Origin of the sequence: Pseudanabaena yagii GIHE-NHR1 (genome assembly GCF_012863495.1) — a bacterium.
Taxonomy (GTDB): Bacteria; Cyanobacteriota; Cyanobacteriia; order Pseudanabaenales; family Pseudanabaenaceae; genus Pseudanabaena; species Pseudanabaena yagii.
Genome location: NZ_JAAVJL010000001.1, coordinates 3,473,900 through 3,486,004, shown reverse-complemented (window position 1 = coordinate 3,486,004; position 12,105 = coordinate 3,473,900). Strand labels below are relative to the sequence as shown.

General features: G+C 42.0%; 8 protein-coding genes and 1 pseudogene. 4 read left to right on the top strand and 5 right to left on the bottom strand.

Annotated features, from left to right (window positions below; all coding sequences use genetic code 11):
- Window positions 1-251 precede the first annotated feature (251 nt).
- Window positions 252-4,469: a DEAD/DEAH box helicase gene (locus HC246_RS15925; protein WP_169364240.1), complete on the top strand. Its 4,218-nt coding sequence runs from the start codon at window positions 252-254 to the stop codon at window positions 4,467-4,469.
- 396 nt (window positions 4,470-4,865) lie between these two features.
- Here the strand turns inward: HC246_RS15925 and HC246_RS26955 are convergent.
- The 3 genes and pseudogenes from HC246_RS26955 to HC246_RS15910 form a co-directional block, all read right to left on the bottom strand.
- A pseudogene (locus HC246_RS26955) lies at window positions 4,866-5,024 on the bottom strand (transposase); the annotation flags it as partial.
- Window positions 5,025-5,330: 306 nt separating this feature from the next.
- Window positions 5,331-6,044: a hypothetical protein gene (locus HC246_RS15915; protein WP_169364239.1), complete on the bottom strand. Its 714-nt coding sequence runs from the start codon at window positions 6,042-6,044 to the stop codon at window positions 5,331-5,333.
- A 21-nt stretch (window positions 6,045-6,065) separates the two neighbouring features.
- The gene (locus tag HC246_RS15910; RefSeq protein ID WP_169364238.1) at window positions 6,066-6,782 is read right to left on the bottom strand and encodes an actin-binding WH2 domain-containing protein; all 717 of its coding nucleotides are present in this window, start codon (window positions 6,780-6,782) and stop codon (window positions 6,066-6,068) included.
- Window positions 6,783-6,960: 178 nt separating this feature from the next.
- Between HC246_RS15910 and HC246_RS15905 the strand changes: the two genes are divergently transcribed.
- Window positions 6,961-9,228, top strand: a complete 2,268-nt coding sequence (locus HC246_RS15905; RefSeq protein WP_169364237.1) for an FdhF/YdeP family oxidoreductase — start codon at window positions 6,961-6,963, stop codon at window positions 9,226-9,228.
- A 30-nt stretch (window positions 9,229-9,258) separates the two neighbouring features.
- On the opposite strand, the gene HC246_RS15900 is transcribed toward HC246_RS15905, so the two are convergent.
- Window positions 9,259-9,741 carry a 2TM domain-containing protein gene (locus HC246_RS15900; RefSeq protein WP_169364236.1) on the bottom strand — a complete coding sequence of 161 codons (483 nt, stop codon included), beginning with the start codon at window positions 9,739-9,741 and terminating at the stop codon, window positions 9,259-9,261.
- Window positions 9,742-9,921: 180 nt separating this feature from the next.
- Entirely contained in the window at window positions 9,922-10,461 is a 540-nt protein-coding gene (idi, locus tag HC246_RS15895) for an isopentenyl-diphosphate Delta-isomerase (RefSeq protein WP_169364235.1), read from the bottom strand.
- A gap of 135 nt (window positions 10,462-10,596) precedes the next feature.
- On the opposite strand from idi, the gene HC246_RS15890 reads away from it, so the two are divergent.
- Entirely contained in the window at window positions 10,597-11,253 is a 657-nt protein-coding gene (locus HC246_RS15890) for a CAP family protein (RefSeq protein WP_318655947.1), read from the top strand.
- 92 nt (window positions 11,254-11,345) lie between these two features.
- Window positions 11,346-11,774, top strand: a complete 429-nt coding sequence (locus tag HC246_RS15885; RefSeq protein WP_169364234.1) for a hypothetical protein — start codon at window positions 11,346-11,348, stop codon at window positions 11,772-11,774.
- Window positions 11,775-12,105: the final 331 nt, after the last annotated feature.

Genomic DNA, 12,105 nt, shown 5'->3' with positions numbered 1-12,105 from the left:
TCGGTTTCTTATTTGACTGTGCGACTCTTACAGGAAAATACTTAAATCAGCTTGCCAAACCTTGAACTATCTTGAACTATGATGAAATCTAGATATTTGTTACTGTTAATATTTCGTAATATAAAAACACCATAATTAATTGAGTCACTATGAACCAAGAATAACCACAGGATATCCTAAGTATCTATCTCCATCTATCTCCAAGAATTAATGATCGCAACTTTCTCTAATCACAATACAAACTTTTAGATATGCCTGATTTCCAAGTTGATTCTGCCAAACTCTACGAGACCTTAACATCTCTGTATCATAAATTGTCAGCGTTAGAGCAACAGATCATCCGCACTTGTGCGATCGCCTATGAACCACTGAATCGTACTGTAATTCTGGACTGCTTGATCTACCTTGGAGTTAAGGATAAGGATAAGCCTCTATCACCCATTGCTTTAAAAGGATATATTGATCGCTTCTTAAAGTTAAACCTACTCAATCAAGATCGTTCTCAAGGAGTGCAATGCAATTCGTTGTTGGTCGATATTGCTGTCCGCGATGCCATTCAGAAAGGAAAATTTGAAGCAATTGTTGAAGTAATCGAAGCAAAAATCCCAGTACCATCCTACGGCAAGATGGGTTCACGTACTTTCAGGAGTGAATCACAGTTTATTCGCGAAGTCAGAATTGGGATTTATCGGCAGGATGTGGATTTTGTTGCTAAGCAATTTGATGATTTCTATCGATTTGGATATTCTCAACAGAAAATCACCTTAGATACAATTCTATTTCAAATCTGTAATAATCCCTTCGATCCAGACTGGTTTCAAACCCTAGATTCAACATTTTATGAGGTCGGCTTAAGCACCATTCTTAGCAATGGAATGCTTAAGCTAAAAAATACCGATCAGGCTTTAGCCCTATTGCAAAGAAGTTTTCAAGAAAATAGCGATCGCTGCACTGATCCCTTGCTATTGGTATTAATCGAACAAAGCCTATTGCGTGCAGATTTAAAAACTACTCAAGCTGCCTATGATCGCCTGTCCAGTGACTACAAAGAGGCAGGCAATGCCTTACTCTCTTGGCTACATTTTCTGAAAGGCGATCGCGCTTTAGCGATCGCACAATTTCGCCTATCCCTCAAATCGATCCGAAAAGCCACAGGTAAACGTCAAATCTACTTCAGTGGCGAACCGGGATTGTTTTTTATTCTAGCGCTGATTCAAGAGGGAACAGCCGAGAGTATGCGTGAAGCTGAAGGTTATGCCGCACTGATGGTAAAGCAAACTCACCATTGGTTGCAAACCACCTATAGCAGACTGCAAAGGGTTTTGAAGTTTCAACTGGGGGATATTCCTCAAAAGGATCTACTCAGTAATGAATATCTCCATGATCATACTCAAAGCCATTGTTTAGAAGTGTTTTTTAGTGCGCTTTGTCTCTATTGGGTCAATCCTGAAAAAGCGCGAGTGGATTTATCAAGGGTTCTGCAACCATTACTCAAACAGTCAGTAACGGCTGGCTACCATTGGCTCTCAATGGAAACTGCTGAACTTTTAGGAGAACTGTCCCCTAATTCCATCCATCAAAAACACGCTCAAAAGTTACGCCAAGAGACTCAAATCCCTACAATTGTAAACCTCATCCGTCCAAGAGAAACTTGGGAACTTAGCCTTAATGCGTTGCTCAATCTCACCAAATCGCCACAGGAGACAAGCAAGGCAGCCAATAATTCACCCCAGCGTCTAGTATGGCTGATTAGCTTTGTTAAGGGTGGCTATAGCGTGCAGCCGAAGGAACAGAAGATTAATGCCAAAGGGGTCTGGAGTACGGGACGGAATATTGCTCTCAAACGCCTCAAAGAAAATAGTCATGAGTTTCCCTATTTAACACCACAGGATATTATTGCCTGTTCCCATATCCAAGCCTATTCCTCCTATGGCTATTATGGACAGTCGCAATATGAATTTGATGAAGAGACAATCTGCGCTTTAATTGGACATCCACTTGTGTTTTGGGAAGACTCGCCTACAACTCGTGTGGATATTGTTAAGGGTGAACCAGAACTATTGGTCAAGGCGGGAAAAGGCGATCGCCTATTTTTAGAGTTTTCGCCAGAGTTAAAGGATGGTCAGAGTTTTGTCGTCACCAAGGAAAGCCCTACCCGCCTCAAAGTTACACAGGTGAATGAATCCCACCGTCGCATCACCGAAATTATTGGGCGCAAAAATCGTCTCGAAATTCCTGTTGCCGCAAAAGATAAAGTTTTAGAAGCAATTCATTCGATCTCTTCGATTGTGACGGTGCATTCTGATATTGGTGGTGGTGTGAGTGATGCTGAGGAAGTTCCATCGGACAGCAAGCCCCATGTGCATATTTTGCCATCAGGCGATGGGCTAAAGATTGCCATACTAGCGCGTCCCTTTGCTAATGCTGGCTCTTATTATCGTCCGGGGACTGGTGGTGCGACCGTACTTGCCGAAATCGATGGTAAACGTTTACAAGCGACAAGGAATTTAAAAGAAGAGAAAAAACTTGCCAATGAAGCGATCGCTGCCTGTCCCACCCTCAGCAACTTTGAAGAAGAAGAAAGTGAATGGGTCATTGATGATCCTGAGTTTTGCTTAGAACTCCTGCTAGAATTGCAAGCCTTAGGCGATCGCATTGTTTTGGAATGGCCAGAAGGCGAAAAGATGCGAATCAGTCATCGTGCTGGTTTTGGCGATTTCCGCATGTCGATCAATCAAAGCCGTGATTGGTTTGCTGCCGAAGGCGAGTTACGCCTCGGTGATGACCAAGTTATTGATATGCAGCGACTATTGGAATTGCTGGACAAAACGCCTAGCCGCTTCATTCCCATTGGTGATGGTCAGTTTATCGCCTTAACCCAACAGTTCCGCAAACGCTTAGATGAATTCCGTCGCCTATCGGAGAAGCATGGCAAAGGCACAAGATTCCATCCCTTAGCCGCTTTAGCCCTTGAAGATTTTGTTGATGAAATTGATGATCTCAAAGTCGATAAGCATTGGAAAGCCCATGTTAAGAGAATCAAGGAAATGAGGAACTTTGAGCCGCAGTTGCCATCAACACTCCAAGCCGATCTCCGCGATTATCAGATCGAAGGTTTTCAATGGTTAGCGAGATTAGCCCATTGGGGTGTGGGGGCTTGCCTTGCTGATGATATGGGCTTAGGCAAAACCCTACAATCTTTAGCGCTAATCCTCACCCGCGCCCCGCATGGAGCCACTCTGATTGTTGCACCTACTTCCGTCTGTATGAACTGGATCTCTGAAGCTGCCAAATTTGCGCCAACTCTGAATGTGATTGTATTTGGTACAGGAGATCGCCAAAAGGTGCTTGATAATCTCCAACCCTTTGACATGGTGATCTGTAGCTATGGCTTGATGCAGCAAGAGGAAGTCGGTGAAATGCTGGCAAAAGTAGAATGGCAAACCGTTGTTCTCGATGAAGCACAGGCAATTAAAAATACAGCAACTAAGCGATCGCAAGCGGCGATGAATTTGCAAAGTGGCTTCAAGTTAATCACCACAGGTACACCCATTGAAAACCATCTTGGCGAACTCTGGAATCTGTTCCGCTTTATTAACCCCGGACTACTTGGCTCCCTTGATAATTTCAATACTAACTATGCCAACCCGATCGAGCGATCGCAGGATCGAGAAGCGCGTAATCAATTGAAAAAGCTGATTCAGCCCTTTATTCTCCGTCGTACGAAGAACCAAGTATTGCAAGAGTTGCCATCGCGCACTGAGGTTACATTACAAGTGGAACTCAGCAAAGAAGAACTTGCCTTTTATGAAGCGCTACGTCGTGAGGCGATCGCTAAACTTGCCGATACCCCAGCCAACGCAGGACAAAAGCATTTACAGGTTCTCGCAGAAATCATGAAATTGCGTCGCGCTTGCTGCAATACCAAACTAGTACGCCCCGATATTCCCTTACCCAGTTCTAAATTGCAACTTTTTGGTGAAGTCGTTAGCGAATTGCTAGATAACAAACATAAGGCGCTAGTCTTCAGTCAATTTGTCGATCATCTGCATATCATCCGCGATTATCTCGATTCCCAAAAAATTAGCTATCAATACCTCGATGGCAGTACTCCCGCCAAAGATCGCAAAAAGCGTGTGGAAGCATTCCAAGCAGGTGAAGGTGATGTCTTCCTGATCAGTCTCAAGGCTGGAGGTACAGGGCTAAATCTCACGGCTGCCGATTATGTGATCCATATGGACCCTTGGTGGAATCCTGCGGTGGAAGATCAAGCAAGCGATCGCGCCCATCGCATCGGACAAAAGCGCCCTGTCACAATTTATCGTCTTGTGGCTAAGGGAACGATCGAGGAGAAAATCGTCGATCTGCATCACCATAAGCGAGATCTTGCCGATAGCCTATTGGAAGGTACAGATATGAGTGGCAAGGTTTCGACTGATGCGTTGCTACAATTGATTAATGAGATCTAGAAGTCGCTTATGGCAATCACAGAGGCTAAAACCAAATAAGAGCGGAATGTCGGAGATCTTTATCCTTTAAACCAAGCCCAGATCTCCGACTTTTTCTTGAATATCGCAGGCAACCTTTAAAGTTACCCAAAAAGTCGGAGATCTTCATCCTCTAACCCAAGTCCAGATCTCCGACTTTTTCTCGAATATCACAGATAACCTTTAAAATCACCCAAAAAGTCGGAGATTTTCATCTCTTACAATACCTACTCGTCTATCATCAAAGCCTGAACTTGAGGTGAATGGAGTAGTGTATCTCCTTCCAAAAAGGATTGATATTCTAGTTCCGAATTAAGCAGAGAGCGAATGAATCCTAATTGTGGTAAAGTGCCTTGCCTTAAACCTGCATATTCACTGATAATGATTTGGCATTAGACAGTAGGCTAAAATCACAATTTTCTGAGAAACTAAATATTGACGAATTAACCTCAAGAAATGTAAATAATTTTCTCTTTCAAAAAATATTGCTTGGTAGTTGTTCCCTCGATTATAAACATGGTAGTAATTCTCTTGCATATAGCTTTGTGGAAAGAAACAGCATATATAGATTATAAATCTTCACCCTCAAGCCAAGATCTCCGACTTTTGGGGTGATTTTGAAAGTTGCTTCTAATAGTGAAGAAAAAGTCGGAGATCTAAACTTTCTATTTCTTGAAGTTTTTGCAACAGAGAAAGACAAAAATAAAATCGCAGTGGAAGTTAAAACTTTTTACGGCATTTTACAGAGTTTGCAGTAGTTTAAGACACTGAAGTTTTAAACCGCTAAATTACTGATACTTGTTTAGGCGATCGCCAACTTTCATAATCAAGCGATCGCCATATCTATACAACTTCCCTTGTCTGCAACTTCAGCATTTCCGTTTGCACATTCATCCCAATCACTAGCGCATCATTGAGTAGAGAACTATATTGGTCAGCCTGATTTTGCACATCTAAGGACTTTAACGCGATGAGGTTCTGCTCGATATTATGAAAAAGCTCACGATGACCACTGAGAAAACGACGATGCTCTCGTAGGATTTTTTCTGTAGTCAGACCACAAATGAGACTATCTCTAGTTAACTCCAGCGCTTGTAATATATCCTCACGATGATTAAGATTTGCTGATTGATTGCCGACAGACTTCAGGCGATCGCACAGATCTACCGCCGCAATCACCTGATTATATTTATCGACCTCATCTAACAGATGGGACAAACAAGACATCTTTTTTGCACGAATCCAAGCAACAAAATTCCAACCTGCAAACAGAATTAACATAAGCAGAAACACAAAAATAGCAAACCCAATCTGCTCTTGCCGAGTATCGATGGACTTGCCAAGAGATTGAAATAGGAGAATGCTAATTGGCAGACTAAAGATCGCAATCAAAAATAAAGCGATCGCCTCACTTGTCAAAAAAGGAACTAAATATTTAGGATTATTTAATAGAGAAATTCGATATACGCTACCTATAAATAAACGAGTGATTTCTCTACCTGTAACCCTCTCTAGATCCTGTTCCGTAATCTGCAAATTCCTAATATCTGTTTGCATAGTTGTTAGGTAGTCTCAGATTTATGTAAAAAATAAGCTCTTAAGCGCATTCCATACAGCCAGATAAAAATTGCCTTCGCGGGGACGAAAAATATCAAATTTAGAGCCAAAGGAACCGAAAAATGGTCTCAATGTCCAAGCCATCTGACTACCAACAAAAGCATAGAGTCCTAGCCAGAACTTAAGAATAGAGATGCGGATTTTGCGGTTCTTATCAATGGCTGTATCGTCAATTGCCAAATCTTTGTCGGCAATAATAGTTTCAGTTTTTGGTAGTAAAACCTGATAGAGAAAGTAAACCCCAATAACGCCTGTCAGAGTAAATATGGCGACATTTAATAGCAGGAAAAACGAATAATTATCGGCTGTAATTAAGAAAAACAAAGTAACTGGAGCAAAACCAAATAGTAATGTACTAGTAATTGTGACCGCACAAAGCAAAATTGCTGCATATTGGCTTAGAGTAGTTTTTGAGCCAAAATAAACATTAAAGAAATAGAGTGCTGGTAAACAAATTGCTAAGGTAATTAAAAATAGAAATGGTAGCTTTGCGGCGGAAGAGATGATCTGCATCCAAGAGCTAATCGCCCCAATTAAACCACCATAAATCGCTAAAAATATAGAACTACATATTAATAAGCCAACTATTTTGGTGTTAATTTTAACGTCATCATAAATTTCTTTGATGAACTGATCGCGATCGCTCAGTAAGGCAAGAAGAACTGAGAAAAATGGCATATAGATTTTGGATAAATTTCAAGATTGAGCTGGTAGTAATTTAGCGCAAAAATATTTTATCTACGGGATTTTGTGAAATTGTAATAGCAATTTACATAATTTTTGCTCCACAGATGTAGACTAACCAAATGAGCATTGTGTTCCTATATAGTTTTTGTAGTAGAACTCATCCAAATCTATGACTAATCCTTTTAACGCTGAGACAGAGCCCCCTACTCTAGACACTAGTAAACCTGTGATGGGTGGAGGATGGCAAGTCATTAGCTACTGGGCAGAAAAGACCTTAGATGTCAAAGGAGGAATGCTCTGGAAAACGTTGCTGCATAAGAGTGCCTGTCTATCCTGTGCATGGGGAACAGGTGGACAAAAGGGAGGATTTCAGAATGAGGATGAGGAAAATTTGCAGCGCTGTGCCAAGAGTGTGGAAGCGATCGCCTCAGAGTTAATGGAACCGATTCCGCAACATTTCTTTGAGCAATATTCTATTCCTGAACTGCAAAAATTAAATTCGATGCAAGCCGATAGCTTGGGGCGGTTGAGCTTTCCAGTAATTAAACGTGCTAATAGCGATCGCTACGAACGGATCACATGGGATGAGGTCTATGCAATCGTCACCAAAGCCTTTCAAAAAGCACCAGAGCGTCTCGGATCCTACAGTTCAGGGCGTTCATCTAATGAGGCAGCGTACCTTTTGCAATTGCTCATGCGATCGCTTGGTTCTAATAATCTTGCGGACTGCTCCGATCTCTGTCATTCAGCTTCAACGGTAGGATTGAAGCGAGTATTTGGTTCTGGAACCTCAATGGTCAGCCTTGCGGATTTGAAACAGAGCGATTGCATCGTCTTGATTGGTTCTAATGCACCTGCTAACCATCCGCGCTTGATGAATGAACTAATTAAACTACGCGATCGCGGAGGAAAAGTCATTGTGATTAATCCCTTGATTGAAGTGGGTTTGGTCAAATTCGCTTCACCAGCCTATCCCATCAAATCCTTTCTCAAAGGTTCAGAAATATCTTCCCATTACATTCAGCCGATTTCAGGTAGTGATACTGCGGTTTTGCTAGGTATTCAAAAATCTTTGCTGGAGAATAATTGGATTAATTATGAATTCCTTCAGCAGCATACAGAAGGTTGGGAAGCAGTCATTGAGCAGTTGCGATCGCTAGATTGGGCAGATATTCTCAATACCTGTGGAGTCTCTCGCGAAGAGTTGGAAATTGCCGCCGAGATGATTGGCACTTCGCAACGGGTGGTCTTTGCTTGGGCGATGGGCATCACGCAGCATTCTAATGCAGTAGACAATATTTTTAGTATTGCTAATACCGCGTTATTAACAGGAAATGCAGGTAAAGAAGGCGCAGGAACGATGCCAATTCGCGGACATTCTAATGTGCAGGGTTTTGGCTCGATGGGGGTGACAATTCGCCTCAAGGAAGAGATCATGCAGGCTTTAGAGCAATTATTGCAGCGATCGCTGAGTCGGGTACAGGGCTATGACACTCGTGCTCTGATCGAGGCAAGCGATCGCCATGAAATTGATACTTTGCTCTGTCTGGGTGGCAATATCTATGCGGCAAATCCTGATCTCACCCAAGCTAAACGCGCTCTCGGTAATATCGAAACGATTATTTATATTTCCACCAAGCCCAATCTCGGACATTTTTATGGACTCGCAAAAGAGAATACTTTAATCCTGCCTGTATTTGCCCGCTTTGAGAATCCTCATAAAACTACAACCGAGTCTGGCAATAACTTTGTACGTCTCAATGATGAAGGGACATCGCATCTCCATCAACGCGAAGGTACAGATTTAATTTCTGAAGTAGAGTTTCTCTCCGAACTTGCCGATCGCCTGCATGGTCACGATGTCATTAATTGGCGATCGCTACAAGATCCCAAATATATCCGCCAACTCATTGCTAAAACCATTCCCGACTATGCCAAAATCGGCGAAATCGACGATACCAATCAAGAATTTACGATCGCTAATCGCATCTTCCATACGCCCAACTTCCCGACGCGATCGGGCAAAGCCAAGATGTTTGTCACGCCTTTACCCAAGCTAGAAATACCAACGCTTGCCAGTTTTAATCTACCTGAATATACAAAAGCGATCGCACTCATTCTTGGCACAGGGCGCAGCTATTCGCAGCATAATACGGTTGTGTATAAGGATGGTGACTACTATCGCGGTATGCCTCACCGCAACTGCATTTTAATGAGTAAAGCCGATGGCGATCGCGCAGGTTTTCAGGAACATCAGCGCGTAACGGTCAGGGGGAATGCAGGTGAAATGGCAAATGTAGAAATCATCTATGGACAGATTCGCGAAGGTTCAGCTTTAATGTTTTATCCCGAAGTCAATGCGATTTTTAGCGCTCCCATTGACGAACATTGCGGCACACCTGCCTTTAAGCGTGTTCCCATTGCGGTTTATATTTAAGGAAGCATTGCTTCGCAATGCTTCCTTAAATTATTTCAACCATTCTTCGAGGCTAGTCGTTAATTTGCCTGTAATTTGAGCAGTTAAGCGATCGCGTTTTTGTTTTTGCATCCATTTTTGAAATTGTTTTTCATATTCTTCACTATCGGTTTGATAGGTCACCCATGCGTCTAGTGCTACGCCTAAGCCCCAAAATACAAGTAGATAAACTTCCCACCCAATTTGACCAGAGGTAAATAAGTTTAACGCCACTAAAAAAGAATTGACGATCGCAAATTTCAACAAATTCGATTTAAAAGACTTCTTTTTATATTTATCGAATTCCACTTGCTCCTTGCGTACAAATTGCTTAGATTGCCATTCCTGTACTGCGGCGAGGAAATCAGCTTCACTCACACCCATATCTGAGGCAATCTCGTATATCTGCTGTTTGGTGAGGTTTTGACCATTAGTTCTCTTGGCGAGAGCATAGCGGAGAATCTGATCAACCTGTTCTTCGGAATAAGTATCCATAATTTTCCTCCATAGTCAGTTGGTGCAGGTAAACTTAGAATGTGGCTTGCTTTATGCGTTACATTAACGCATTCTACAGTTATAGCGGTTTTCAAATAAGTACATACTCGTTTGAAAGCCGAAAATCAATCACAGTAAGGTTTTGGAGTTTTCATTTTGCCGATGGCAAAATGAAAACTGCTATAGGGCAGCAATGAAGCGATCGCAGCAATCGCGTAGCCAATAGGTATAGGCTTCGGAATGTTCGCGAATATCTGTTTGTAAAACCTGTAAATCTATCCATTTCCAATCATCGGCTTCATCAGGGTTGAGAATTGGCTCGCGATCGCTATAACCGACAAACACATGATCAAACTCATACTCAATCAAATCATTATCTAACTCAGCACGATAGACAAAACTAAACAACTCCTTCAAGTCACAATCAAAGCCCATTTCCTCTTGCAGACGACGATGGGCGGCAAGCAAAGTTGTTTCCTCATTGCGAGGATGACTACAACAGGTATTTGTCCAGAGTCCACCTGAATGATATTTATGCTTGGCGCGTCTTTGTAGCAAAAGCTGTCCTTGGGAATTCAACACGAAAATCGAAAAGGCACGATGCAACAGTCCGTCACGGTGTACCTGTAATTTCTCAGCAGTCCCAATCTGGCGATCGCTAGTATCGACTAAAATAATTTTTTCTTCTAATTGCTGATCTAATTGAGCAGTTGAACTCATGGTGTTCATAAAAATAATAGGTGGTCCTTATATTGGGTAAGGATATACGCCGCATATCCTTCTTCTAGATATATTAAAAACCTTATAAATCAAGGCTTGTAACATATTATCTGGTTTTGATTCAGATTGAGATTTGTGGTTCAATCATCCATATTCAAAGAAAAGCTAGAATGTCTACTAAATAAATTTGGTGTTTTTTACGAAATGTTAATCAATCAGCAAAGATATATCAGTTCGACTCTGGCAGGATTAGCCACCATTGCGCCACTAATCGTTCTGAGTTGCGATGTCGCATCTGCACAAACGACTAGCTTGACTACTTTTCGCAGTACTGCATTGTCGAAGCACAATACTTATCGGGGTATCCATCGTAGTCCTGCCATGGTTATCAATAATTCCACCAATAGCACAGCCCAAAATTGGGCAAATCAGCTAGCTACAACGGGGACATTTACCCATAGCTCGTCTTCTCAACGCAATGGTGCTGGGGAAAATCTATATGTTTACTACACAACCGCATCTGTGATCGCTCCAGATGCTCTTGCTAAGAATGCCGTAGATTCTTGGTATAACGAGGTGAAGCAATACAATTATTCTGCCCCCGGATTTTCTTCCGCGACAGGACATTTCACACAGGTGGTGTGGAAGTCTAGTAACCAGTTAGGCTGTGGTACGGCAAAAGGAACGAAAACGCTTAATGGTACAAGATTTAACGCTTTCTACGTGGTCTGTCATTACAGCCCTGCGGGAAATGTACAGGGTCAGTTTCCAGCCAATGTTTTAAAGCCTTAAATTCAAAGTGCTTTGCAAAGCAAAGCACTTTGAACGAACTTCTAAAATATCGATTAGAATATATTACAAAACTACACATTTGCAGGAGTTTTATGGATACCATCGACTTAGAAAAGCTTTTGCAAAGGGGCTACTACGTCACACTAGGTGCAACATCATCATTAATTGAGGTAATCCAAGATCCCATCAAACGCGAAGAAAATTTGAGATTGTTGGGGCGTAATTTTGATGAAGTTACCCAAGCACTTGCAGAGAAAGGTGTGACAACAGAGGCAGAAGCACGTAGCTATGTGGATAGCTTTATTGCTCAGCAGGTTAGCGGCAAGTCTCCCAATGATTCGGAATCAACAGGTTTGACCACAGTAACTACTACTGCGAAAACCGTTGATGACAACGGAGTTGATCAGTCTACGGAAAAGGTTGAGCAAAAGGTAAAAGCGAGTATGCGTGATGAGATTGCAGAACTCACACAGCAGCTAGCAAGTTTGCGTTCTGAATTAGAACAATTACGCTCAAATTAACCCGAAAGAGACGAAAAGCTTCTCTTTCGGCTAGTATGCAAAATTGAAAATATACCTGTCGACATAAAACCCAAATAGTGTAGGGTGGCGCGAAGCGCCGCCCTACACTATTTGGGTTTTGAATTTCACTAAACTAACATCAGTTCGGGTTAATTTTCAAAGACCGTTTCAAATTATCCCGAACTCGTGTTAACTAAAGTCAGTTCGACTAAAGCAAAAAACGGGAAGAATTGCTAGCAATTCTTCCCGTTTTTTGTTATCTGTGACTTGCATAGCAAGGCACGGATAACCATATTATTTTACTTCCGTTAAAACTTAAACTTCTATACCT

Coding starts and splice junctions, on each gene's coding strand:
- HC246_RS15925 (WP_169364240.1), top strand. CDS start 252: ATGCCTGATTTCCAAGTTGATTCTGCCAAACTCTACGAGACCTTAACA.
- HC246_RS15915 (WP_169364239.1), bottom strand. CDS start 6,044: ATGCAAACAGATATTAGGAATTTGCAGATTACGGAACAGGATCTAGAG.
- HC246_RS15910 (WP_169364238.1), bottom strand. CDS start 6,782: ATGCCATTTTTCTCAGTTCTTCTTGCCTTACTGAGCGATCGCGATCAG.
- HC246_RS15905 (WP_169364237.1), top strand. CDS start 6,961: ATGACTAATCCTTTTAACGCTGAGACAGAGCCCCCTACTCTAGACACT.
- HC246_RS15900 (WP_169364236.1), bottom strand. CDS start 9,741: ATGGATACTTATTCCGAAGAACAGGTTGATCAGATTCTCCGCTATGCT.
- idi (WP_169364235.1), bottom strand. CDS start 10,461: ATGAGTTCAACTGCTCAATTAGATCAGCAATTAGAAGAAAAAATTATT.
- HC246_RS15885 (WP_169364234.1), top strand. CDS start 11,346: ATGGATACCATCGACTTAGAAAAGCTTTTGCAAAGGGGCTACTACGTC.